Source organism: Pseudomonas sp. BIGb0176, assembly GCF_024810175.1.
Lineage (GTDB): Bacteria > Pseudomonadota > Gammaproteobacteria > Pseudomonadales > Pseudomonadaceae > Aquipseudomonas > Aquipseudomonas protegens.
Window position 1 is genome coordinate 1,877,541 of the sequence record NZ_JANUEC010000001.1, and the last position, 22,455, is coordinate 1,899,995.

Annotated in this window: 21 protein-coding genes; 3 read left to right on the top strand and 18 right to left on the bottom strand. The window is 66.4% G+C overall.

What is annotated here, in order from left to right; translation table 11 throughout:
• Window positions 1-9: 9 nt before the first annotated feature.
• From M2395_RS07970 to iolC, 9 genes are all read right to left on the bottom strand, one after another.
• Window positions 10-1,557, bottom strand: a complete 1,548-nt coding sequence (locus tag M2395_RS07970; protein WP_072452259.1) for a sugar ABC transporter ATP-binding protein — start codon at window positions 1,555-1,557, stop codon at window positions 10-12.
• A gap of 66 nt (window positions 1,558-1,623) precedes the next feature.
• Window positions 1,624-2,550, bottom strand: coding sequence for a sugar ABC transporter substrate-binding protein (locus M2395_RS07975; RefSeq protein WP_011060889.1), 927 nt, complete (start codon window positions 2,548-2,550; stop codon window positions 1,624-1,626).
• 41 nt (window positions 2,551-2,591) lie between these two features.
• A complete protein-coding gene (locus M2395_RS07980) occupies window positions 2,592-2,837 on the bottom strand; it encodes a hypothetical protein (RefSeq protein ID WP_011060888.1) in 246 nt (81 codons plus the stop codon).
• A 213-nt stretch (window positions 2,838-3,050) separates the two neighbouring features.
• Window positions 3,051-4,061 carry a Gfo/Idh/MocA family protein gene (locus M2395_RS07985; RefSeq protein ID WP_072442195.1) on the bottom strand — a complete coding sequence of 337 codons (1,011 nt, stop codon included), beginning with the start codon at window positions 4,059-4,061 and terminating at the stop codon, window positions 3,051-3,053.
• Between the two features lie 34 nt (window positions 4,062-4,095).
• Window positions 4,096-6,033, bottom strand: a complete 1,938-nt coding sequence (gene iolD, locus M2395_RS07990; RefSeq protein WP_065363831.1) for a 3D-(3,5/4)-trihydroxycyclohexane-1,2-dione acylhydrolase (decyclizing) — start codon at window positions 6,031-6,033, stop codon at window positions 4,096-4,098.
• 78 nt (window positions 6,034-6,111) lie between these two features.
• Window positions 6,112-6,933, bottom strand: a complete 822-nt coding sequence (locus tag M2395_RS07995) for a TIM barrel protein (RefSeq protein ID WP_123430929.1) — start codon at window positions 6,931-6,933, stop codon at window positions 6,112-6,114.
• A gap of 36 nt (window positions 6,934-6,969) precedes the next feature.
• Window positions 6,970-7,776: a 5-deoxy-glucuronate isomerase gene (gene iolB, locus M2395_RS08000; RefSeq protein WP_053151047.1), complete on the bottom strand. Its 807-nt coding sequence runs from the start codon at window positions 7,774-7,776 to the stop codon at window positions 6,970-6,972.
• A complete protein-coding gene (gene iolE / locus M2395_RS08005) occupies window positions 7,773-8,681 on the bottom strand; it encodes a myo-inosose-2 dehydratase (RefSeq protein ID WP_123430930.1) in 909 nt (302 codons plus the stop codon). Before iolE ends, iolB begins: the two co-directional genes overlap by 4 nt.
• A 130-nt stretch (window positions 8,682-8,811) precedes the next feature.
• Entirely contained in the window at window positions 8,812-10,752 is a 1,941-nt protein-coding gene (iolC, locus tag M2395_RS08010; protein WP_123430931.1) for a 5-dehydro-2-deoxygluconokinase, read from the bottom strand.
• Window positions 10,753-11,067: 315 nt separating this feature from the next.
• Between iolC and M2395_RS08015 the strand changes: the two genes are divergently transcribed.
• Window positions 11,068-11,988, top strand: a complete 921-nt coding sequence (locus M2395_RS08015; protein WP_011060881.1) for a MurR/RpiR family transcriptional regulator — start codon at window positions 11,068-11,070, stop codon at window positions 11,986-11,988.
• Between the two features lie 19 nt (window positions 11,989-12,007).
• On the opposite strand, the gene M2395_RS08020 is transcribed toward M2395_RS08015, so the two are convergent.
• The 3 genes from M2395_RS08020 to M2395_RS08030 form a co-directional block, all read right to left on the bottom strand.
• On the bottom strand, window positions 12,008-12,277 hold the full coding sequence (locus M2395_RS08020) for a hypothetical protein (RefSeq protein ID WP_053157953.1): 270 nt from the start codon (window positions 12,275-12,277) through the stop codon (window positions 12,008-12,010).
• Between the two features lie 15 nt (window positions 12,278-12,292).
• Complete coding sequence (locus tag M2395_RS08025) at window positions 12,293-13,213, bottom strand: DHH family phosphoesterase (protein ID WP_053157951.1); 921 nt, start codon at window positions 13,211-13,213, stop codon at window positions 12,293-12,295.
• Window positions 13,214-13,288: 75 nt separating this feature from the next.
• Window positions 13,289-14,758 carry a PLP-dependent aminotransferase family protein gene (locus M2395_RS08030; protein ID WP_011060878.1) on the bottom strand — a complete coding sequence of 490 codons (1,470 nt, stop codon included), beginning with the start codon at window positions 14,756-14,758 and terminating at the stop codon, window positions 13,289-13,291.
• Between the two features lie 92 nt (window positions 14,759-14,850).
• Between M2395_RS08030 and M2395_RS08035 the strand changes: the two genes are divergently transcribed.
• Window positions 14,851-16,074 carry a multidrug effflux MFS transporter gene (locus M2395_RS08035; protein WP_123430933.1) on the top strand — a complete coding sequence of 408 codons (1,224 nt, stop codon included), beginning with the start codon at window positions 14,851-14,853 and terminating at the stop codon, window positions 16,072-16,074.
• A gap of 258 nt (window positions 16,075-16,332) precedes the next feature.
• The gene (locus M2395_RS08040; protein ID WP_011060876.1) at window positions 16,333-16,944 is read left to right on the top strand and encodes a glutathione S-transferase; all 612 of its coding nucleotides are present in this window, start codon (window positions 16,333-16,335) and stop codon (window positions 16,942-16,944) included.
• Between the two features lie 104 nt (window positions 16,945-17,048).
• Here the strand turns inward: M2395_RS08040 and hcnC are convergent, their stop codons facing one another.
• The 6 genes from hcnC to M2395_RS08070 all read right to left on the bottom strand — a co-directional run bounded on the left by hcnC (window position 17,049) and on the right by M2395_RS08070 (window position 22,306).
• The gene (gene hcnC / locus M2395_RS08045) at window positions 17,049-18,302 is read right to left on the bottom strand and encodes a cyanide-forming glycine dehydrogenase subunit HcnC (RefSeq protein WP_015635308.1); all 1,254 of its coding nucleotides are present in this window, start codon (window positions 18,300-18,302) and stop codon (window positions 17,049-17,051) included.
• Entirely contained in the window at window positions 18,295-19,704 is a 1,410-nt protein-coding gene (hcnB, locus tag M2395_RS08050; RefSeq protein WP_011060874.1) for a cyanide-forming glycine dehydrogenase subunit HcnB, read from the bottom strand. Before hcnB ends, hcnC begins: the two co-directional genes overlap by 8 nt.
• Window positions 19,701-20,018 carry a cyanide-forming glycine dehydrogenase subunit HcnA gene (hcnA, locus tag M2395_RS08055; protein WP_011060873.1) on the bottom strand — a complete coding sequence of 106 codons (318 nt, stop codon included), beginning with the start codon at window positions 20,016-20,018 and terminating at the stop codon, window positions 19,701-19,703. The genes hcnB and hcnA overlap by 4 nt, the downstream gene beginning before the upstream one ends.
• A gap of 389 nt (window positions 20,019-20,407) precedes the next feature.
• Complete coding sequence (locus M2395_RS08060) at window positions 20,408-21,349, bottom strand: membrane protein (RefSeq protein WP_011060872.1); 942 nt, start codon at window positions 21,347-21,349, stop codon at window positions 20,408-20,410.
• Between the two features lie 190 nt (window positions 21,350-21,539).
• The gene (locus tag M2395_RS08065) at window positions 21,540-21,926 is read right to left on the bottom strand and encodes a hypothetical protein (protein WP_123430934.1); all 387 of its coding nucleotides are present in this window, start codon (window positions 21,924-21,926) and stop codon (window positions 21,540-21,542) included.
• 38 nt (window positions 21,927-21,964) lie between these two features.
• Window positions 21,965-22,306 (bottom strand): hypothetical protein, encoded by a 342-nt coding sequence (locus tag M2395_RS08070; protein WP_041117735.1) that lies wholly within the window; start codon window positions 22,304-22,306, stop codon window positions 21,965-21,967.
• Window positions 22,307-22,455: the final 149 nt, after the last annotated feature.

Below are 22,455 nucleotides of genomic sequence, written 5' to 3' on the forward strand. Positions count from 1 at the left end.
GAATGTCGTCTAGTTCAGGCCCGAAGCCAGTTGCATGACCCGTTCCTGGGTCGCCTCGTTGCGGTCCAGGGTGCCCATCAGTTGCCCTTCGTGCATGACCATGACCCGGTCGCTCATGCCCAGCACCTCGGGCAGTTCCGAGGAAATCATGATCACAGCCATGCCCTCACCGGCCAGACTGGCGATCAGGCGGTAGATCTCGGCCTTGGCCCCCACGTCAATGCCCCGGGTCGGCTCGTCGAGAATCAGGATCCGCGGCTGGGTCATCAGCCAGCGCGCCAGCAGAGCCTTCTGCTGATTGCCCCCGGACAGGGTGTCGATGCATTGCTCCAGGGACGGGGTCTTGACCCGCAGCTTCCTGCACATGTCCTCGCACAAGGCGCGCAAGGCCTTCTGCTGGACAAAACCGCCGCCGGCGTAGTGCGGCAGTACCGCCACTTCCATGTTTTCCAGGACCGACAGGCAGGGGAACAGGCCACTGAGCTTGCGATCCTCGGTCAGCAGGGCAAGGCCCTTCTCGATCGCCCGGTGCGGGTCGCCGATGCGCAGGGGCTGGCCGTCGAGGACAATCTCGCCGCCATCGCTTGGGGTGATGCCGAACAGGGTTTCGGCGACATTGGTCCGCCCCGAGCCCATCAGCCCGGCAATGCCGAGGATCTCCCCGGCATGCAGATCGAAGGACACGCCCTTGAACACCCCGTCCAGGCGCAAGTCGCGGACCTTGAGCAGCAGCTCGCCGATAGGCTTCTCGCGCTGGGGAAACAGCTGGCTCAGCTCGCGCCCCACCATCATCGAGATCAGGCTGTCGCCGTCCAGGCTGTCGGCCCGTTGCAGGCCGATGTAGGCGCCATCGCGAAACACCGCCACCTCATCGGCGATGGCGAACACTTCGTTCATCTTGTGGGTGATATAGACGATGCCCTTACCCTGGGCCTTGAGGTCGGCAATGATCGAGAACAGGTGCGCCACCTCCTTGTCGGTGATGGCCGAGGTCGGTTCGTCCATGATCAGCACGTCGGAGTCATAGGACACCGCCTTGGCAATCTCCACCATCTGGCGCTCGGCGATGCTCAGGTTGCCCACCTGCTCCTCGGGGTCCAGTTCGATGCGCAGGCGCGCCAGCAAGGCGGCAGTGCAGCGGTGCATTTCCCGGTGGTCGATCAGGCCCAGGCGGTTCTGTTGCTCGCGGCCGATCCAGATGTTCTCGGCGATGCTCATGTGCGGCATCAGGTTGAGTTCCTGGTGGATCATGGCGATCCCCGCCTGCAGCGCCGCCAGCGGCGTGGCGAAGGTCACCGGCCGGCCCTTGAGGCGCAGTTCGCCGGAGTCGGGCTGATAGATGCCCGCGATGATCTTCATCAGGGTCGACTTGCCGGCACCGTTTTCGCCCATCAGCGCCAGGACCGTGCCGGGGCGTACCCGCAGTTGCACGTTGGCCAGGGCCACCACCCCGGGAAAGCCCTTGCTGACATTCAGCACTTCCAGCAGGTAGGGCTCCTGGGGCGCCACGGCCGGGCTCAGGGAGTGCAGGCTCGAAGCAGTAGCACAAGCGTTCATGATCAGCTACTCCAGCGGCCGGGCAGCCAGCGCCGCCCGGCCCGCGTGTGATTGAAGGGCCGGCGCCTACTTGAACTGGGCGACCGTTTCCGGGGTGATCAGGCGGTAGGGAATCCACACCGCGGCGTCCACCGGCTGCTTGTTGGCCATCTTCACCGCGGTTTCCACCGAGCCGTCGGCCTGGCCCTTGGCGTCCTGGAACACCGACACCGCCAGCTCGCCGCGCTGCACCGCGCGCAGCCCGTCGGGGGTGCCGTCGACCCCGGCGATCAGCACGCTGCCCTTGGCCACCCCGGCCTGGTTCAGGGCCATGGCCGCACCGATGGCCATCTCGTCGTTGTTGGCCACCACCGCATTGAACTCGCGGCCCTGGGTCAGCCAGTCGTTGACCAGGGTCATGCCCTTGTCCCGCAGCCAGACGCCTGTCTGTTCCTGGTCGACCTTGATCCCGGGGTACCGGGCCAGCACCTCCTTGACCCCCTTGGTGCGATTGGTGGTGGAGTTGTTCGCCAGGTCGCCGAGAAGGATCACGATGCTGCCCTTGCCGCCCATTTTCTCGGCCAGGTACTGCATCTGCATCTTGCCTGCCTCCAGGTCGTCGGAGGCCACGGTGACCACGCCCTTGGGCAGGTTCAGGTCGTCCGGGCGACGGTTGACGTAGACCAGGGGAATCCCGGCCTTGACCGCCGCCTCGGTGATCTTGCGAGTGGCGGCGGTATCCACCGGGTTGACCACGATGGCGTCCACCTTCTGGCTGATGAAGCTTTCCACCTGGCTCAGTTGCTTGACCACATCACTGCGGGCGTCCTCGAACTGCAACTGCACGCCTTCGGGCATGGACCTGGCCTTCTGGTCCATGGACTCGCGCAGGTAGGTCAGCCAGGTGTCGTCGAACTGCGACATGCTCACGCCGATGCGCACCTGGGCCAGCGCCGCGCCACTGAACAGCATCAGCGACAGGGCAAGACACGCCACTCGGTTCTGAATGTTCATTAAGAGTCGTTCTCCACATGCTTGTTGGTGGGTGGCCGTGCTCAGGCCGGCGAATACAGAACCGGGGCCCCGGGCATGCAGCCCAGCAGCGCGCCCTGGTGTTCGACACACAGGCCGCTGAGCAGGGTCAATAAACGAGAGGACCAGGGAGTGACGGGCAGATCGCGGGAGGCGGCGCCCCGGGTACGGGACAGCCATTGCAGAGCAGAGCGGAAGGTTTTCATCGACGGCACCTGTTTGTTCTTGTTGGTGGGTTCTCCAGGGCTCAAGCGGGGCTTGAAGGCCATGGGAACCTTGTAGGGTCGGCTACCTGGAAACGACTTTATTGGAAAATAATTTCTATATCAACTCATTTTAGAATTTTACTGCAATTGCATTTCCAGCAGCCCGATCCCTCGCTTCCCGCAGGAGACGGCTTGCCGGCGAAGGGGCCCGCACGCCTTGCAGCGCCCTGGAAAACACCTTCGCTGGCAAGCCAGCGCCTACAGAAATCCCGGGGTTCAGGCGTAGAGCGCCGGGCGCTGGGGCAGGCTGATGGGGACGATCGCCCCGCTCTGCTGGGCCTCGATGCAGGCGTCGGCCGCCACCGCCGCGGCCAGGCCGTCCCAGGCCGAGGGCCCACCCACCCGGCCAGCGCGCACGCCATCGACAAAGGCCTGCAGCTCGACGTCATAGGCGGCGATGAAGCGCTCCTTCCAGTCCATCAGGATCGCGCTGGACAGGCTGGCCGCGCTGCGCAGCTGGACCTGGGGCGGCTCCGGCAGGCGGGCGATGCCGCTCTCGCCCACCACTTCGCACTGGATGTCGTAGCCGTACTGGCAGTTGACGAAGATCTCCACGTCGATCCGCGTGCCCCGGGCGGTTTCCAGCAGCACGATCTGCGGGTCGCGCAGTTGGGCGTGGGCCTTGCCGGTCTTGCGCGGGAACAGCACCTGCACCGACACATAGTCGTCCGCCAGCAGCCAGCGCAGCACATCCAGCTCGTGGATCAGGGTGTCGGTGATGGCCATGTCGGTCTTGTAGTTCTCCCCCACCCGCGGGTTGCGGTGAGCGCAGTGCAGCATCAGCGGCTCACCGATGCGCCCACTGTCCACCACCGCCTTGAGCGCCTGGTAGCCGGCGTCGTAGGGGCGCATGAACCCCACCTGCACCAGGCGCCGGCCGTGGGCAATCTCGGCCTCGACGATGCGCCGGCAGCCGGCGGCGGTCACCGCCAGGGGCTTTTCGCAGAACACCGGCTTGCCGGCGGCGATGGCCGCCAGCACGAACTCTTCGTGGCTCGGGCCCCAGGACGTCACCAGCAGCGCCTGGACCTCCGGCGCCTGGATCAGGGCATGGCCGTCGGGGTAGACCTCGGCCTCAAGCGTGAGCCCGGCCAGCACCCGGGCCGCCTGCTGCGGGTCGATGTCGGTTACCGCCACCACCCGGCAGCCCTGCAGGGTCTGGCTGCAACGCCGAATGTGATCCTGACCTATGGCACCAGTGCCGATAACGCCTAGCTGCAAAGACATGGGTGTACTCCTGTAGTTGCTCGGTTGGGGAGTTTCAGTACTGGCGCGCCTTGGCCAACTGCTGATCGATGGCGGCGGCCGCGGCGGCCACCCTCTCACTGCCGCTGACCTCGGCCACCGCCACATGCCACCAGGACAGGTAGCCGTGGAGCATGGTCTTGGGCAGCACCTTGATATCGATCAGGGTCGAGACCCGCTGCAGCCGGGCGTCCGCCAGGGCGGCGTGGAGCTGCTCCAGGTTCCTCACCTTGTAGGTCTTGCAGCCGTAGGCCGCGGCGCTCATGGCGTAGTCCACCGGGATCAGGCCGCCGTCGAGCTGGTCGCTGTCTGGGTTGCGGTAGCGGAACTCGGTGGCGAAGCTGTCCAGGCCCTGGCCCAGCTGCAGGTTGTTGATGCAGCCGAAGGCCATGTTGTCCAGCAGCACCACGTTGATCTTGCGTTGCTCCTGGATCGAGGTCAGCAGCTCCGAATGCAGCATCAGGTAGGAGCCGTCGCCCACCAGGGCATAGACCTCGCGCTCGGGGGCGGCGAGCTTGACCCCCAGGGCCGCGGCAATTTCATAACCCATGCACGAATAGCCATATTCCACGTGGTAGGTGTTGAGCCCCTTGCTGCGCCAGCTGCGTTGCAGGTCCCCGGGCAAACTGCCGGCAGCGGCGACAATCACCGCATCGTCGGCCAGGGTCTGGTTGAGCACCCCCAGCACCTGGCTCTGGGTCAGGCAGGAGCCGGTCAGCTCGATGAACTCGCGCAGCACCGCCGGGTCCAGCGCGTCCTTGACCTCCGGCACAAAATCCTCGCCCTGATAATGCACGCCGTGGACCCGCTCCAGCTCGGCATCCAGCTGCGCCCTGGCCTCGGCCACCCGAGTGCCCCAGCCGGCGCGGTAGGCGCTGCCGGCCAGGGCCTCGCCCAGTGCTTGCAAGCCGGCGCGGGCATCGGCCAGCAGTTGCACGCCATCGAGCTTCACGGCATCGCCGGGGTTGATATTGAGGTTGAGAAACTGCACCTGGGGGTGCTGGAACAGCCACTTGGACGAGGTGGTGAAATCGCTGTAGCGGGTACCGACGCCAATGATCAGGTCGGCCTCCCGGGCCAGCAGGTTGGCCGCCAGGCAGCCGGTTTCACCGATGCCGCCCACGTTCAATGGATGGCTGGACAGCAGCGCGCTCTTGCCGGCCTGAGTCTCGGCCACCGGGATCGCGAAGCGCTCGGCAAAGGCCTGCAGGGCCTGGTTGGCCGCGGCGTACTTGACCCCGCCACCGCAGATCAGCAATGGCTTGCGCTTGCCCCGCAGCAGCGCCACGGCGTCCGCCAGCATCGCTTCGGTGGGTGGCCGCCGGTCGATGCGATGCACCCGTCGGGCGAAGAAGCTCAGCGGGTAATCGTAGGCCTCGGCCTGCACATCCTGGGGCAGCGCCAGGGTCACCGCGCCGGTCTGGGCCGGGTCGGCCAGCACCCGCATCGCCTGCAGCGCCGCGCTCATCAACTGCTCCGGGCGGTTGATCCGGTCCCAGTATTTGCTCACCGCCTTGAAGGCATCGTTGGTGCTGATGCCCAGGTCATGGAACTGCTCGATCTGTTGCAGCACCGGGTCCGGCTGGCGGCTGGCGAACACGTCGCCGGGCAACAGCAGCAAGGGAATGCGGTTGGCCGTGGCGGTGGCCGCGGCGGTCAGCATATTGGCCGCGCCGGGGCCCACCGAAGCGGTGCAGGCATAGACCTTGCGCCGCAGGTGCTGCTTGGCAAACCCGATGGCGGCATGGGCCATGCCCTGCTCGTTGCGGCCCTGGTGCACCCGCAATTGGCCCGGGTCCTGCTGCAGCGCCTGGCCGATGCCCAGCACATTGCCGTGGCCGAAGATCGTAAAGACCCCGGCAATGAACCGGCTCTGCTGCCCGTCCACCTCGACGTACTGGTTATCGAGGAATTTCACCAGGGCCTGGGCCATGGTCAGTCGAATCGTGCTCATCTGTGTTCCTTCAATGGCCATACAGCACTCTCACTGTTCTTTGTGCGGAAGCCGGCTTGCCGGCGCCTACAAGGGGGGTCAGGCCAGGGCCTGGCGCAGGTGCTGGATACTGCGCTCCAGAGCCTGCTGCAGGTCCGGTCGATCGTGAACGCTCGCGGCAAAGGGCTCGAAGGACAAGTAGCCGCGGTAACCACCCGCCAGCAACGCGGCGATCTGCGTCGTGTTGCCCAGCCGGTCCGCCGCGCCCACCAGCACCCGATGACCGTCCCGCAGCGCTGCCAGAGGCAGTGGCGGCCCCTCGACACCGGAGAGGTGCACCAGCCCGGTGAGCTCGGCGAACAGCTGGGGTTCGCCGGCCAGTGTGTGGTGGAAGGTGTCGTGCACCAGGCTCAGCACATCCAACGCGCCAACGGCGCGGATCGCGTCCACGGCGCTGCGCTTGTCACGCAGGGCACACTCGGCAAACCCCAGGGGTTCGACAAAACCGCGCAGGCCATGCTGGCGAAGAACCTCCGCGATCCGGGCCAGGGCGGCCGCCAGCCCCTGGGCCCGCTGGCCCGCGCCGCGCCGGTCGCCGGGGTCGTTCAGCGGGCACAACACCAGGCCCTCGGCACCGCAGGTGCGGGCATAACCGGCCAGGTGCAGCAACTGCTGGCGGCGCTGTTCATCCCACAGGTCGAAGGGGTACAGGGCATTGATCGACAGCAGCCGGATGCCACGCTGCTCACACAGCTCGCGGACCTGCTCGGGGGGCGTGCCATCCTCGATCTCCACACCCTTGAGGTCATTGCGCAGCTCCACTGCATCGATCTTCAAGGCCAGTGCCAGGTCAAGAAAATCCGCCAGAGGCAGGTGCGGTGCGACCATTCGGTTCAAGGCAAAACGCAAAGGCTGAGTCATCTTCCAGCTCCCCGAAAATCGGCAAAGGTGCGTCGTTCACAGATCCAGCAGCCAGCTGTGCCGGGGGTCGTTATGGAACTGCCAGACCCGCTTCGGCCCGGCCATCACGTTCAGGTAATAGGACTCGTAGCCATAGGGCACGCTGACCGGGTGGTACCCCCTGGGCACCACCACCAGGTCGTGGTGCTCCACCGCCATGGCCTCGTCCAGGCTGCGGTCGTCGGTGTAGACCCGCTGGAAGACGAAGCCCTGGGGCGGGTTGAGCTGGTGGTAATAGGTCTCTTCCAGAAAGCTCTGGTGCGGCAGGTCGTCGGTGTCGTGCTTGTGCGGCGGGTAGCTGGAGGAATGCCCGGACGGCGTGCGCACCTCCACCACCAGCAGGGAATGGGCCGGCTCGCTGTCGGGCAGGATGTCGCAGACGTAGCGAGTATTGGCGCCCTTGCCGCGCACGCTGCGCCTGCACTGTTCCGGGCGGATCAGCCGAGGGCCGAGGTCGTTATCGACTGCCCCCGGGGCGGCACACACAGCGATCTGCACATCGCTCAAGGCGGTGACACGGGCCCGGCTGCCCGGCGGCAGGTAGGCAGCAAAGGGGGATTTGTCTTCGAACACCGATTGCCGGTCACCCAGGTTGGGCCACTGGAAGGCGCCCTGGGGCGCTTCGCCCTGCACATCGATACGGCCGCTGAGCAGCACCAGGCACAGCTCCTTGTCGCCGGCGCTGACCGGCAGGCTTTCCCCCAGGCCCAGGCGGTAGGCACTGAACCCCACGTATTCCAGGGCGCCCTCTTGCAGCTGGACCATGGTCCGGCCCTTTGCAGCGCTTTTAACCAGCAGGCTCATTGGGTAGCCCTCCTGCGTTGCAGCGCGGAGTCCAGCAGGGCCCGCAGGGTGTCGTAACCTTTTTTCGCGTAGACGTAGCTCGGCGCCACCGCCGGGTCCTGCTCGGCCTCCACCACCAGCCAGCCCTGGTAGCCAGCGTCCAGCAGCACATCGAGCAAGGCGGCGAAGTCAATGTCGCCATCGCCGGGCACGGTGAAGGTGCCGTTGACGATGCAGTCCGGGAAGCTCCACAGGTTGTTGCGCGCCAGTTGCACCACCGGCTTGCGCACGTCCTTGAAATGCACATGGCACACCCGCCCGATATGCCGGCGCAGCACCTCCAGGGGTTCGCCGCCGCCCATGTAGCAATGGCCCGAATCGAACAGCAGGCCGACTTCCTCGCCGGTCAGGCGCATCAGCGTGTCGATGTCCGCCGGGGACTCGACGTAGGCGCCCATGTGGTGGTGATAGGCCAGGCGCACGCCCTGGGACAGGGTGAAACGCGCCAGCTCCGTGAGTTTGTCGGCGTAATCCTGCCAGGCCTGTGCACTGTGGAAGCGCGGGCGCTCGATCAGCCGCACCGGCAAGCCCTGGATCGAGTCGGCCACTTCGCCGTAGACCAGCACCGAGGCGCCGTTGCGTTTGAGCAGTTCGACGTGGCTGGCAATGGCGTCGATTTCCTCGGCCACCGAACGCCGAGCCAGGCGGCTGGAGTACCAGCCCGAGACCAGCGCCAGGTCATAAGGGCGCAACACGTCGCCCACGCCCTTGGCATCCTTGGGGAACTTGCCGTTGAGTTCGAAGCCTTGGTAACCGATCTCGCGGCCTTCGCTGAGGGCGGTGCTCAAGGGCGTTTCACCGCCCAGGGCCGGCAGGTCGTCGTTGCTCCAGGAGATCGGGTTGATGCCAATTCGGATCGCGGGCATGGCTGCACCTTTTGTTGTTATTCATGAAAGCGTGGAGAACGGCCTTGCACTCGCAGGAACTAGCTTGCCAGCGAAGGCACCGGCGAGCCTGGCACCAGGCTCAAGACCCTCTTCGCCGGCAAGCCGGCTCCTACACAGGGCGGGCGCTGCGCCAGGCGTTGATCAGTTGCTCGAAGGTGCCCTGCACTTGCCGGATCAGGGTGTCGTCGTCGATCTCCCCCGCCAGCCACGCTCGGCTGGGCTCCTGGAAAATCGTGCGGCCCACGGCAAACCCCCGGCAGGTGCGGCTGTCAGCCGCTTGCCGGAAGCCCTCGGCTAGGGCTTCGGCCGAGGCATTCAGGCCCAGCAGCACCACGCCACGGCAATAGGGGTCGCGCTCCTGGATCAGCTCATCGAGCTTTTTCCATTCCTCGGCCGACTGCGCCTCGATCTTCCACCACGCGGGGTAGATGCCCAGGTTGTACAGGCGCTTGAGGCTGCGGTAGAGCACCTCGGGATGAGCGCCGGGCAGGTCCCTGGGCGGGATGATTTCCAGCAGCAGTTCATGCCCGCTGACCTGGGACGCCTGGTACAGGCCACGGATCTGCGCTTCCTGTTCCAGGCGCAGCAGGGGGTCGTCGTCCGGGTGAAATTGCACCAGGCACTTGATGATCTGTTCCTGGGGCCAGGCGATCAGGTTGCTGCCCACCGAGCGCCCGTGCTCGAACGCCAGGGGCCGCGAGCCCTGCACTTCCACCGGGCGCGCCACCCACCAGCCGCGCCCGGTGGCGGCGTTCAGCGCCTCCTGGCCGAAGCGCTGGTCGGCCAGCAGGCCGACATCGGCCTCGATGCCCCGGCGCCGCAGGTCGGCTTCGACCCGCTGCACCGCTTCTATGAAGAGTTGCTTGAGCTGACCGATGGCCTTGAGCTCGCGACCGGCTTGTTGGGCCAGCTCCACCAGTTGCCCACGGTGGTCGAAGGCAAAGACGAACAGGGGCTTCCAGGCCTTGCGCGGCACGCTGACCTGATGCAGGCGTTGCAGGACCGGGTCCTGGTCGGGACGGGTGATGGGCACCGGGCTGCTGAACAGATAGTCCAGTTCGGCCCGGGTCGGCATCGCCGGGGCGCAGGCGTGGCGCGACACCACCAGGCCGCCGCAGGCGTTGGCCAACTGGCAGCAGCGCTCATCACTGGCCTCTTCCAGCCAGCCACTGAGGAAGCCGGACATGAAGGCATCGCCGGCGCCCAGCACGTTGAGCACCTCCACCCGCACGCCGGGGTAGATCGCCCCGTCTTCCAGGCGCTCCGGAATCTCGCCGTGGATCACCGTGCACCCTTGCGGGCCAAGCTTGACCACCAGGGTAGCGGCGCTCAGGGAGCGCACGGTGCGCAAGGCCGTCAGCAGGTCGTCGCTGCCACCGGCAATCAGGAATTCCTCTTCGGTGCCGACGATCAGGTCGAAGCGCGGCAGGATGCCCTGCACATGCTGGCTGACCTGCGGGTCGGCCACGAACCGGGTCTGGCCGTCGGCCTTGCCCGCCAGGCCCCAGAGCACCGGCCGGTAGTCGATGTCCAGGACCCGCTTGACCCCGTGCTTTTGCGCGTAGTCCAGGGCCTGCAGGCTGGCCCGGTAGACGCCATCGGTGGAGAAATGGGTGCCGGTGATCAGCAGGGCCTTGCTGGAGGCGATGAAGGCTTCGTCGATGTCGGCGGCGCACAGCGCCATGTCCGCGCAGTTCTCGCGGTAGAACACCAGGGGGAAGGTTTCGCGGTCCTTGAGGCCCAGCAGGACCAGGGCGGTGAGGCGCTGCGGGTCGACCTTGACGGCGCTGACGTCGCAGCCTTCGCGCACCAGCGACTCCAGCAGGAAGCGCCCCATGTGGTCGTCACCGACCCGGCTCAGCATCGCCGACTTGAGGCCCAGCCGCGCAGTGCCAAAGGCAATGTTCGCCGACGAGCCGCCGAGGTATTTGGCAAAGCTTGCGACATCCTCCAGCCGGGCCCCCACTTGCTGCGCGTAGAGGTCGACGCCCAGGCGTCCGAGGCAGATCAGATCCAATTGACGCCCACTGGCAAAACGAGTCTGGCCCATGCTGGCTCCTGTTATTTTTATCAGCCGCTGCCTGCCGTCGCGCACTGCCCCGGCAGGCCTACTTGGTGGATGCAGACTAGAACGTCTCCCGGCACCAATCAATATTTATTCTATAAATTTTTTACGTGGAATATTTTTTCCATTAAACTTTTCTGCAATGCCCAAGGCTGCGCCGTGCATCGTTTCAGCAAGGCGCCCGGGGCCGGGCCCCTCAAGATTTTCCCGGCGCCGACCCTGTAGACTGCCCGCAGCCCATTTATTGTCAGGGGGCGACGCCCGCGGTCGCTCCCATCAGTACCCTCAGAAGGATCCGTTATGTCCCGCACCGATCAGCCGGCCCTGTCCGATCGCACGCCCGAGAGCGACCTTGCCAGCCCTCCGGCCAATGCCGAGCGGCTGCTGCAGTTGATCACCGAGGAGTACGAGAGCCTGCCGCGCCAGCTCAAGCGCATCGCCAGCTACATGAGCCAGCAGAGCGACCGGATCATGGTCGACCGGATCAGCGACATCGCCCGCGAGTGCGAGGTGCACCCTTCGGCCATCGTGCGTTTTTCCCAGCGTTTCGGCTTCAGCGGCTTCAGTGAAATGCAGGCGCTGTTCCGCCAGGCCTACACCCACAAGGCCACGCCGGTGCAGAACTACCAGCAGCGCATCCGCAGCCTGATCGCCAACAAGTCGCAGAAGGCCAGCGACGGCGACCTGGCGCGCGACTGCATCAGCGCCACCCTGTCGGGGATCGAGCGCCTGGGCCTGGAGCTGGACGACGCGGCCTTCGAGCAGGCCGTGGACCTGGTGGTCAACACCGACAATATCTATGTGGTGGGGGTGCGCCGCTCCTTCGCCGTGGCCGACTACCTGGTGTACAACCTGCAGCACACCAACAAGCGCATCCACCTGGTGTCGGGGCTGGGGGGCAGCTACCGCGAGCAGATGCGCAGTATCCGCCCCAACGACCTGGTGATCGCCATCAGCTTCACCCCCTACGCCAAGGAAACCCAGCACTGCCTGCGCATTGCTCAGCACAACCAGGCCAAGACCCTGATCATCACCGACAGCACCCTGTCGCCCCTGGCCAAGCGCGCCAACAGCGTGCTGCTGGTCAACGAGGGCAGCTCCTTCGCCTTCCGCTCACTGAGCGCCACCCTGTGCCTGTGCCAGGCGCTGTTCATTGCCGTGGCCTACCGCCTGGAATTGAAGATGGACGAGATTCACGAACAGGGCGGCTTCGACGACTAGCCCTTCGGCTGGCGCGGCGCTATTCGTAGATCTTGCCGCAGTACAGGAACACCGCGAAGCGCTGCCAGGGCGAAGCCTCCACCAGCCCCTGGGTGGCACCGATGCCGGTGGCCTCGGCCCAGGCGTGGGCGCCGTCGAGAAAATCCTCGATGCAATGGTTCTGCCAACTGTCGGCCTCGCCGGCCTGGGCCATGCGCTGCGCCTGGCGGCGGTCGGCAATCAGCGCCTGGACGAAGTCGAGGAAGCTCTGCTCGTCATGCACCTGCTGCAAGCATTGTTCAAGGTCCATTGGGGCTCTCCGGGGTCAGGACGTTGCCTGGAGCGCCAGGCCCTTGCGCAGCAGTTCCTTGCGCAGGATCGGCCGGCCCGGGCAATGCACGCCGTCCAGGGTGCTGCACTCTAGCAGCCGTTCCAGCTTGCGGGCACTGCCCGGGCTGCCGGTCAGCAGGTAGCTCGTGCCTTCGCCGAGGCTGATCAGGTTCAGCAGCCAGTCATCGCCCCACTGCCCCAGCACCTGCTCGATCAGGCTGCGCTGGCGCACCAGCAGGCCCTGGGCATGCCACAGGGTCAGTTGGGCGAAACGCCGCGGCAGGTTGCTGGACGCTTCGAACACTTTCAGGTCCTTGAGCAGGGCCTCGGGCAGTTGCGCTTCGATCTGCTGCTGGCACTGCTTGAAATAGTCTTCGGGCCAGTCGGGGCCCAGGCCGGCCAGCGCGGCCAGGTCGGCGTAGGCCTGGCGGTCCGCCGCGGTGCACCCCTGGTCGGTGAAGTTCAGGGTGTTGTCGAGAATGCCCGCCGCCAGCAGTTGCGCGCTGTCGCGGCTGATCCTGGGCAGCAACCCGGAGTCGCGCCAGCGCTGGTAGACCTGGGTACAGGCGGCACCGATCTGGCGGATATCCGCGTGCTGGCCCAGGCGCTCGTTCCAGAAGGCCTCGAAACCCGGGTGATGGTCGATGACCTCCACCACCCGGTCCAGGTCCACCAGCGGGTCCAGGTGCAGGTGGTTGGAAATGTCCACCAGCACGAACTGCTCGGTCCCTTGCGGAACATGGGCGTCCAGCCCCTTGAGACGCTGGCGGAAAGTGCCCGGGATGCTCTCGTTGAGCGGCGCGCTGCTCAGGGCCCGGGCCGGGCGGCCGCTGAGGTTGAGCCATTCGGCATAGGCAATGCAGCCGGCGTAGGCGTCGATATCCAAATAGGCCGCGCCGGCGGTGACAATGATCATGACGTCCCTGTAATCCACAAAGGCCAGAGGCCGGGGCGCCGAGGGTGCCTGAGCCACATGACAGCCAGATGACAGTCAGCGGCCCTCTACAGGCCCTGCCTCGGCCACCAGCAGCGCCGCAAGCCGCGAGCCGCTGAAGCGGATCTGCGCCAGGCTCAGGGCCGCGTAGCCGACGATCACCGCCGCCGGCCGGCGCACCTGCTGGCAGTGCTCGGCCAGGCCCTGCAACAGCAGGCCCTGCTGGGCCGCGCGCTGGCGAAAGCGCGCCTCATCGCTGCCCGGCGGCAACGTCAGCAGCAGGTGCAGCCCGGCCTGCTGGCCGCTGATGCTGTAGCAGCCCGGTGCTTCACTGGCGAGGATCGCCAGCAGCAGGTCGCGGCGTTCCTGATAGGCCTGGCGCGCCGCCCGCAGATTGCGCAGGAAGGCGCCGCTGGCGATGTAGTCGGCCAGGGCCAGTTGCTCGATCACCCCCACCGAGCGCCCGGTGTCCTGCAAGGTGGCCAGCAACCGCGGGCGCAGGCGCTCGGGCAGCAGCATGAAGCCCACCCGCAGGCCGGCGAACAGGGTCTTGTTGAAGCTGCCGCAGTAGATGACGCGGTCGTCCCGGTCCAGGGACTTGAGGGCCGCCAGGGGCGCGCTCTGGTAGTTGAATTCGCTGTCGTAGTCGTCCTCCACCACCCAGGCCTCGCTGTGCCGGGCCCACTCCAGCAGGGCCAGGCGCCGGGACACCGGCATGGTCATGCCCAGGGGCGCCTGATGGGCCGGGGTGACATAGACCATGCGGGCATCCTGATGGTGTTGCAGCTGCTGTACATCGATCCCGTCCTCCTCCACCGGAATCGGCACCAGCCGCGCTCCGGCCAGGGCGAACAGGCTCCGGGCCGACAGGTAGCCGGGGTCTTCGAGGCACACCTTGTCGCCCGCTTGCAGCAGGCTGCGGGCCAGCAGGTCGAGGCCATGGCGGATGCCGGTGGTGATCATCACCTGCTGCGGCTCGCAGGCGATGCCCCGGTGCTGCCCCAGGTACTGGGCGATCTGCTGGCGCAGGGCCGGCAGGCCGCCAGGGTCGGCGTCCCACAGCGACTGCGCCGAGGCATTGCCCAGTGCCCGGGTCAGGGAGCGGGTCCAGCGTTGCAGGGGAAACAGCGCCGGGTCGGCCAGCCGGGCGACAAAGGGCTGGCCGGCCCGCACGCTGAGCGGCGGGTACGGCGGCTCGCTCTCGCTGACGATGGGTGCCGCCGCCCGTGCCGGGGCGCTCAGGTACAGGTCCGGCACCACCGCGCAGACCCGGGTCCCCGAACCGCTGGCCCGGCTCACATAACCTTCGCTGCGCAAGCGGTCGAAGACCACTTCCAGGGTGCCCCGGGACAGGCCCCAGCGCTGGGCCAGGGTGCGGGTCGAGGGCAAGCGGCAGCCGGCCGGCAGGCGTTTTTCCAGGATCGCCTGGCGCAGGGCACTGTAGGCGCTGTCCTGTTTGCCCGGGGCTTCATCGCAGTGCTGGGGCAGCGGCAGGTCGAGGGGCACGGGGTGTTTTCCACGGCTCATAGTGGTCCAGTCAAAAGCGGTCTAAATGGTGCTCGGCATTAAACCACAAACCCCTTAATTTCAGCGCCATCGCCCTCTGCCCCGAGCCTGCCATGCCGCCCGCCAGCCCCATCACCACCCGCTCCATCACTGTTGAACGCCCCCTCGCCCCCTGGCTCTGGACCCTGTTGCTGCTGGTGGTGGTCTGCCTGCCGCGGATCAGCATCGACCTGTACCTGCCGGCGCTGCCGGCCATGGCCGACCAACTGGGGGCCAGCGACGCCCAGCTGCAACTGACCCTGAGCCTGTACATGCTCGGCTATGCCCTGTCGATGCTGCTGGGTGGCCCGCTGTGCGACCGCTATGGCCGGCGCCCGGTACTGCTGACGGGCACAGCGCTGTTTCTCGCGGCCAGCCTGGCCTGCATGCTGGCCGCCAGTGTCGAAGTACTGATGGCCGCCCGCCTGCTGCAGGCCCTGGGCGGTTGCTGCGGCACCCTGGTGGGCCGGGTCATGGTCCGCGACCGCTGCCCGCCCGAGGAGCAGCCGCGGCTGCTGGGGCTGTTGTCCATGGGCATTGCCCTGTCGCCAATGCTGGCACCGCCCCTGGGCAGCCTGATCGACCAGTTGCTGGGCTGGCGTGGCCTGTTCCTGTGCCTGAGCCTGGTGGCCGCGACGGCCTGGCTGCTGATGTTCAAGCGGCTGGCCGAAACCCGCCCGCCGCAGCTCGCGCCAGTGGCCGTGAAAAGCCTGCCGCGCCTGTACCTGCGCCTGCTGGGCGAGGCCTACTTCATGCGCTATTCCCTGGCCATCGGCTGCCTGTACTGCACCTACTTCCCGTTCATTGTGCAATCGCCGGCCCTGTTGCAGCGCCAGCTGGGGCTGTCGCCCACGGCCTACGCCCTGGTGTTCGCCGCCACCGTGGCCGGCTACCTGATGGGGTCGCGTCTGTTCCAGCGCCTGGGGGTACGCCACAGTGCCGACCGCCTGATCACCGCGGCCTGCCTGTTGAACCTGGCCGGCGCCGGCCTGTTGCTGCTCACCCGCAGCCTGTGGCCCGACAGCCTGTGGGCCATCGTGCTGCCGATGCTGGCGCTGATGCTCTCGGTGGGCCTGGCGATTCCCGCCTGCCAGCTGGCGATTCTGCAGCCCTATGCGGCGGTGGCCGGCACCGCCTCGGGGCTGTTCTTCTTTATCCAGATGGCCATGACCGCCGGCTGCGGGCTGTTGGCCAGCCTGCTGGCGGACAGCCCGGCGGGCTCGCTGCAGGCCCTGACCGGCCTGTTCAGCCTGGCCCTGGGGCTGGCCTGGTGGTGCCTGCGGCCACGGCGGCGGTAGGCGCCGGCTCAGAACGCCTTCCTGCACCCCTGTAGCCGCTGCTGAGCCTACAAAGCTGCGAAAGGCCGGGCCGCGTTCGGTACGCGGGGCCTTGCTTGGCGGCCTCCTGCCGAACCTCGGGCGCCCTCAAGCCTCCCGCGTCTTCTTCGCAGCCTGCGGCAGCGGCTACAGGTTTGCACTGTGCAAGGTTGCTTCAATACCGCTAAATTGACCGCGCCTTTCCCATCCGTTGTGCCGTTCAAGACAAGGAAATACGTGATGAAGCTTATTGGAATGCTCGATTCACCCTACGTGCGCCGCGTCGCCATCAGCCTCAAGAGCCTGGGCCTGCCCTTCGAGCATCACTCGCTTTCGGTGTTCAGCACCTTCGAGCAGTTCAAGGCGATCAACCCCGTGGTCAAGGCCCCGACCCTGGTCTGCGAGGGCGGTGAAGTGCTGATGGATTCGAGCCTGATCATCGACTACCTGGAAACCCTGGCCGGCCCGCAACGCAGCCTGATGCCCACCGCCCTGCCCCAGCGCCTGCGTGAGCTGCGGCTGGTCGGCCTGGCCCTGGCGGCCTGCGAGAAGTCGGTACAGATCGTTTACGAGCGCAACCTGCGCCCTGCGGAGAAACAGCACGGCCCCTGGCTGGAGCGGGTTGGCGGCCAGTTGCAGGCCGCCTATGGCGAGCTGGAGCAGGAGTTGCAGAAACAGCCCCTGCCCCGGGACGGTTCCCTGGGCCAGGCCGGCATCAGCTTGGCGGTGGCCTGGAGTTTCAGCCAGATGATGGTGGCGGACCAGTTCAACCCCGGACAATTCCCGGCAGTACGCGGCTTTGCCGAGTACGCCGAACAATTGCCGGTGTTCCTCGCCACCCCCGCCACCTGAGCCACACCCTCCCCGTAGGAGCCGGCTTGCCGGCGAAGAGGCCTGCAAGCCTTGCAGCGCCTTCGAAGACGCCTTCGCTGGCAAGCCAGCTCCTACAGCAGCGGTCAGGCCGGTTCGGGCTGTTTCTTCACGGGGGCAGTGGCGAAGCGCCGGGCCAGGAAGGGGGTGATGTCCAGCGGCAGGGCTTCTTCGTTCACCAGTTTGTCCAGCAACACGCCGGTGATGGCCGAGGTCAGGATGCCGGTGCGGAAGTGCCCACAGGCATTGAGGTAGCCTTCGACCCCATCCATCGGCCCGAGGATCGGCAGCTCATCCGGCGAACCCGGGCGCAACCCCGCCCAGCAGCGCTTGAGGTTGACATGGGCCAGCTCCGGTACGCAGCGCACTGCGCCCTGCACCAGGCCGTTGATCTCCGGGTAGGTGGTGGTGACGTCGAAGCCCTTGTCCTCGGTGGTACTGCCGATCAGGATCTCGCCGTTGTCCTTCTGCGCCATGTAGCAGTCGCTGGTGGTGAGGCAGCCGTTGAGCAGCTTGGGCATGCGCTCGGTGAGAAGGATCTGGCCCTTCACCGGCTTCACCGGAATCTCGATGCCGGTGGCCTGCAGGCTCAGCTCGGCGGCCCAGGCGCCGGCAGCGTTGATCAGGGTCGTGCAGCGGAACAATCCGGCAACGTCGGTTTTCACCCCGCTGACCCGATTGCCCTGGTGCAGGACCCCGGTGACGTTGGTGTTGAAGTACACATCCACGCCATTCTGGCGTGCGCCTTCGGTGTAGGCGTCGGTGAGGCGGAACGGGTTGACCTGGTGGTCGCAGAGGAACTCCAGGGCGCCCTGGGCTTCATGGCTGACATTGGGTTCCGAGGCGCGCAGGGCCGCCTGGTCGAGCCAGCGCACCTGGTCGCTCAGGTGCGGGATGCAACCGACGATGTGCTCGGCGTACAGCCGGTCTTCCTCGTCATAGATGACGAACTTGAGCCCGGTCTGCTCGAACTTGAAATCCATGTTGTGCAGGCCCATCAGCTCGCGGTGCAGGCGTGGGTACAACTCGTTGGACTGCAGGGCGAAGTCGAAGAACGACTGCGGCAGGATGTGCGGAGTGCTGGAATCCACCACCACCGCCGAACCCTGGGCCTCGCGCTTGCGGTTGGCCGACATCATGCGAAAGAAGATCACCCCGCAGCCCAGCCCCACCGACTCGCCGATGGCCCACAGGCCGCCGGCCGAAGCGCGGCTGGCGTTGCCCGGGCGCTTGGCGTCGATCAGCGCCACCTTCAGGTCCTTGCGCTTGGACAACTGGTAGGCGCAGGAAGCGCCGATCACGCCGCCACCGGCAATGACCACGTCGTAATGCTTAATCATGCTGGGAGACCTCCTGGTCAGACGGCGGGAACGCGGAAAACGGAATCGGGTCCAGGGGGAAGCGCGGGCGGATCCAGCCCACGTCCTTGCGCCCGGTGGCCTGGCGCAGGCGGTCGCTGCAATAGCCCACGCACATCCGCCCCTGGCAGTCGCCCATGCTCACCCGGGTGCGCATTTTCAGGCTGGCCATGTCCTGCACGCCCTGGCTCAGGGCACGCTCGATGTCGTTGCGGGTGGTGTGTTCGCAACGGCAGATCACGGTGTCGCCCTTGGGCAGCTCTACCTGCCCGGCGCCACGCGCGGTATAGCGGTCCACCGCACCACGAAAACGCAGGATCGAGGCCAGCTTGCGCTCGTAACCCTGGCGCCGTTGCAGGGCCGCTTCGTTGCTCAGTACGCCACGCTGCATGAGGATCGACAGCGCGGCGATACGCCCGCTGAGCATGGCCGCCTCGCCGCCGCGGATGCCGCCCATGTCGCCGGCCAGGTGCACGTGGGGCTCGCTGCTCTGCTGCCAGGCGTTGGCGCTGGCGCGCAGGTAGCCGTCGTCGCTGAAGTTGTGTTCCAGGCCCATCTGCTGGCTCAACTGGGTGCGCGGGATGAAGCCGTAGCCCACCGCCAGGGTCTGGGCAGCAATGCGCTGGGCCTTGGCCATGTCCGGCTGCCAGTCGCTGGAGTACGGCGCCACGGTGACCACGCTCAGGGCGTCCTGGCCCTGGGCTTCGACCACGCCCCAGCCATAGCGCAGGGCAATGCCGTGCAGCTTGAGGTAGGCGAGCATGCTCAGGCCGTCGAGAAACAGTTGCGGCTTGTTGAGCATGGCCAGGCTCTGCTTGGCGATCTTGCCCAGGGCACAAGCCTCGTAGACCCCCGCCACGCGCACGCCGGAAGCATGCAGCTGGCACGCCACCAGGGGCAGCAAGGGGCCGGTACCGGCGATCACCACCGGGCTCTGGGGCTTGACCACCCCGCTCTTGATCTGCAATTGCAGGCCACCCAGCAGCTTGACCCCGGGCAGGGTCCAGCCGGGGAACGGCACACTGCGCTCATGGCAGCCGGCGGCCAGTATCAACTGCTCGTAGCTGACCTGCTGCACCTGCTCTTCGCCATCGAGCAGCACCAGGCTCTGGGTGCCCTCGGCGCCCACTACCCGGCTGTTGAGGCGCACGTCGATCATCTGTTCGTGGTCGGCGAAATCGCCGTGCAGCTTGGCCAGCATTTCGCAGTAGCGCGGCCCCAGGTAATCCAGCTGCACGCCGTCGCGCAACGGCCCGCGGTAGACCACGCCCCCCAGGCGCGAGGCCTCTTCGATCAGGGTGCTGCGCACGCCGTGCTCGGCCAGTTCGATGGCGGCCGCCATGCCCGCCGGCCCACCGCCGACGATCACCGGGTTCAGGCTCATAACGTGGGCTCCGTTTCAGTGATGCGGTTGCTCAGGGTCTGCACCTGCATCCCCGGCTTGACCAGGGTCTGGCAGGCTCGGCGCTTGTGCCGGCCGTCGATCTGCACCAGGCAGCAATGGCACACGCCCATGCCGCAGTAGGCGCCGACCAGTTGCCCGTGATCGTTGCGCGCCACCTGGCGCAGGCCGGTGGCCTGGATCACGCTGAGGACGGTTTCACCCAGGGCGGCAGTGACTGGCTGGCCATTGAGGCTGATGGTCATGTCCGCATGCTGCAGCGGCTGAATATCGAAGTTGCGGTCTATCTGACGCATTGTGGGTTCATCCGTGAAAAATGAATGGGGTTGCCGGCGTCCCGCCGTCCATGCTGCTGCGGTCGGGACCGGGCAACGTCCCGGTCCCAAGCTGTTTGTCAGAACCGAGCGCGGGCCAATCTAGTCGGTTTGTCGGACACGGATATTGATCTGGGCCAAGCAAACGGCTGCCTCGCACGGGGCGGTGGCCAGCCCTTGCAAAACTGCGATACCGCGCACAAAAACGCCGCTGGCGGCAATGGCCGGCAGCGGCGTTCGGGAAGGCCCGGGCCCGTCCGGGCCGGGCTTTATAGCTTGAATCAGTGCATGAACAGGGCGATCAGGATAATCACCGGGATCGGCACACCGAGGAACCACAAGAGTAATGAGCGCATGGGAAATCTCCTGGATCAGTGAACGGGGGTGGGGGCTACGGTGCGCGGCTGGACATCGCTTTCAAGCCAGACCACGGCGTCCCGACGACGACCGCCAAAGGTCGCCGCGAGGCTGGCGAAGAAGGCCCCGCACAACAGCGCGATAAACATCCACAGCGACGACCAGGCAGCCACCTTGGCTGCGGTGTCGGCAGCTTCCTTGGCGGCCTGCTTGGCTTCTTCCACGGCCTGACGGGTCTTGGCGAAGACTTCATCGACCCGACGCTCGGCATCGGCCTGGCTGAGGTTGGTACGCTGGGCCACCAGTTGCGCCAGGTAGCTGCGGTCCTCAGGGGCCAACTGGCCGTCGTTGCTCAGGGTGCGCACGAAAATCCGCGATACCGTGCCACGGGCCGCGTCATCGCTGACCGCCGCCGGGCGATCGTCGCGGAACAGGCTGTCGACGAAGTAGCCGTAGTCATCCTGGGAACCCTGGGCGGCAGCATGGCCGGCCACCTGGGTCATGGCACCGGCGGCGCCGGAAGCCACCTGGGCGCCGGCATGCACGCCGCCGCTGATGACGCTGCTGACCGACCCCACCACCAAAGTCGCGGTGACCAGGGTGGCCACGGCCCAGGCCAGGAAGCCATGGGCGGTGTCGCGGAAATACACTTCATCGCCATGCAGGTTGGCCCACTTCACCCGCAGGCGCCCGGCGATGTAACCGCCCAGGCCGGCAGCGATGATCTGCGTCACGGCCAGCCAGACAATGCTGGAAATGCCCAGCCCCTTGGCGCTGATGCCGCTGCCGGCCCAGGGCGAAACCGCGGAAAAGCCCAGGCCGAAGCCCAGCAACAGGAGGATCAGCGAAAGAGCGGCGGCCGCCGCGGCGCCGGCGAAGATCGCCGCCCAGGACACGCCCGAGTGATGACTCGAGGCATCTGCGGTGGCCAGCAGGTGTTCAGAGGGTCTGTTCATTGTTGTTCAGCTCCAGGCATGAAAAATGGTGTTACACGTCTCGAAGGGACAAGTGCAGCCACCGTGCCAGTTGCACGAACTTTATAAGCTCTTTTATTTCAATGACTTGCGATAAGCAGACAATCCCGGATCGTGCAATTTACCGGCCCGGGAGTTTTCGGGCGGGCGTTCTGCACGGCCCGCCCGGTGCTCAGGCCTGCCGGCTCCGGTAGAGCTCCCGGCCGCGGGTCCAGCACAGGTGCACCACCAGTACCAGGACCCACAGGGCCAGCAGCAGGTTGCCCACCAGGGCCAATTGCCCGATACCCTGCCCCCACAAGGTAAAGAGCGGCAATGCCAGCCAGGCCGAACGACGAAAATCCAGCAGCCGCATGATTGCCGGCACGGCCACCGCCATCAGGGCGATGACCAGGACGTCCAGGCCGCGATACGCCAGCATCCAGCGCGCATAGCGAGGGTCGGCAGCATAGGCCTCCAGGTAACCCGGCAGGTGCAGCGCCAGATCCACGGCGAGGCTCAACAGCAGGCTGGCCAGCAGCAGCCACAGCAGTCCTTTGAAACGTGATGCGTAGTTCATTGCACAACACCTTGATACACAGAAGGTCAATCGGGTTTTCAATGCCGCTTGTAGCTCTTGTTGCCACTGGGGGTCAGGCAGTACACCCCGCCCCGGGGCCCGGTGCAGAAACTGCCGCTGCCACAGCTGCATCCCTGGGCGTCGCGCAGCAGGGGCTCGGCCCGCGGGGTAGTGGAGCGTTGGCCGGACATCAGGGCGCAGTTCTTTTTCGACGCGCTGATGGAGCCGTCGTTGCACAGGAACAGCTCGCCGTCGCAACGGGCGATGCCGCCCTTGCGCCCGGAACAGGGCTGGTTGGCCGCCAGCACCGCGCTGCTGCACAGCACCATCAGGCAGAGAAAGGACATTGGCTTCCAGCCAACCCGGGGCAGGCCCGTCATGGATGTGCCTCCTGGCCATAAAAGTGGCGCGATAATATCAGGCAGCGCGGCCTCTGGCAGGGGCTTGTTCAAGGTCTGGACAGAGGCCTGGAGGCGCAGATGAAAGTTTTTTTAGAATTGCGGCCGCCGTTTCTTGGCAAAATGCCCGC

Bases quoted from the DNA above. Each gene is read 5' to 3' on its own strand.
- M2395_RS07970 (WP_072452259.1), bottom strand. From the start codon at position 1,557: ATGAACGCTTGTGCTACTGCTTCGAGCCTGCACTCCCTGAGCCCGGCC.
- M2395_RS07975 (WP_011060889.1), bottom strand. From the start codon at position 2,550: ATGAACATTCAGAACCGAGTGGCGTGTCTTGCCCTGTCGCTGATGCTG.
- M2395_RS07980 (WP_011060888.1), bottom strand. From the start codon at position 2,837: ATGGCCTTCAAGCCCCGCTTGAGCCCTGGAGAACCCACCAACAAGAAC.
- M2395_RS07985 (WP_072442195.1), bottom strand. From the start codon at position 4,061: ATGTCTTTGCAGCTAGGCGTTATCGGCACTGGTGCCATAGGTCAGGAT.
- iolD (WP_065363831.1), bottom strand. From the start codon at position 6,033: ATGAGCACGATTCGACTGACCATGGCCCAGGCCCTGGTGAAATTCCTC.
- M2395_RS07995 (WP_123430929.1), bottom strand. From the start codon at position 6,933: ATGACTCAGCCTTTGCGTTTTGCCTTGAACCGAATGGTCGCACCGCAC.
- iolB (WP_053151047.1), bottom strand. From the start codon at position 7,776: ATGAGCCTGCTGGTTAAAAGCGCTGCAAAGGGCCGGACCATGGTCCAG.
- iolE (WP_123430930.1), bottom strand. From the start codon at position 8,681: ATGCCCGCGATCCGAATTGGCATCAACCCGATCTCCTGGAGCAACGAC.
- iolC (WP_123430931.1), bottom strand. From the start codon at position 10,752: ATGGGCCAGACTCGTTTTGCCAGTGGGCGTCAATTGGATCTGATCTGC.
- M2395_RS08015 (WP_011060881.1), top strand. From the start codon at position 11,068: ATGTCCCGCACCGATCAGCCGGCCCTGTCCGATCGCACGCCCGAGAGC.
- M2395_RS08020 (WP_053157953.1), bottom strand. From the start codon at position 12,277: ATGGACCTTGAACAATGCTTGCAGCAGGTGCATGACGAGCAGAGCTTC.
- M2395_RS08025 (WP_053157951.1), bottom strand. From the start codon at position 13,213: ATGATCATTGTCACCGCCGGCGCGGCCTATTTGGATATCGACGCCTAC.
- M2395_RS08030 (WP_011060878.1), bottom strand. From the start codon at position 14,758: ATGAGCCGTGGAAAACACCCCGTGCCCCTCGACCTGCCGCTGCCCCAG.
- M2395_RS08035 (WP_123430933.1), top strand. From the start codon at position 14,851: ATGCCGCCCGCCAGCCCCATCACCACCCGCTCCATCACTGTTGAACGC.
- M2395_RS08040 (WP_011060876.1), top strand. From the start codon at position 16,333: ATGAAGCTTATTGGAATGCTCGATTCACCCTACGTGCGCCGCGTCGCC.
- hcnC (WP_015635308.1), bottom strand. From the start codon at position 18,302: ATGATTAAGCATTACGACGTGGTCATTGCCGGTGGCGGCGTGATCGGC.
- hcnB (WP_011060874.1), bottom strand. From the start codon at position 19,704: ATGAGCCTGAACCCGGTGATCGTCGGCGGTGGGCCGGCGGGCATGGCG.
- hcnA (WP_011060873.1), bottom strand. From the start codon at position 20,018: ATGCGTCAGATAGACCGCAACTTCGATATTCAGCCGCTGCAGCATGCG.
- M2395_RS08060 (WP_011060872.1), bottom strand. From the start codon at position 21,349: ATGAACAGACCCTCTGAACACCTGCTGGCCACCGCAGATGCCTCGAGT.
- M2395_RS08065 (WP_123430934.1), bottom strand. From the start codon at position 21,926: ATGAACTACGCATCACGTTTCAAAGGACTGCTGTGGCTGCTGCTGGCC.
- M2395_RS08070 (WP_041117735.1), bottom strand. From the start codon at position 22,306: ATGACGGGCCTGCCCCGGGTTGGCTGGAAGCCAATGTCCTTTCTCTGC.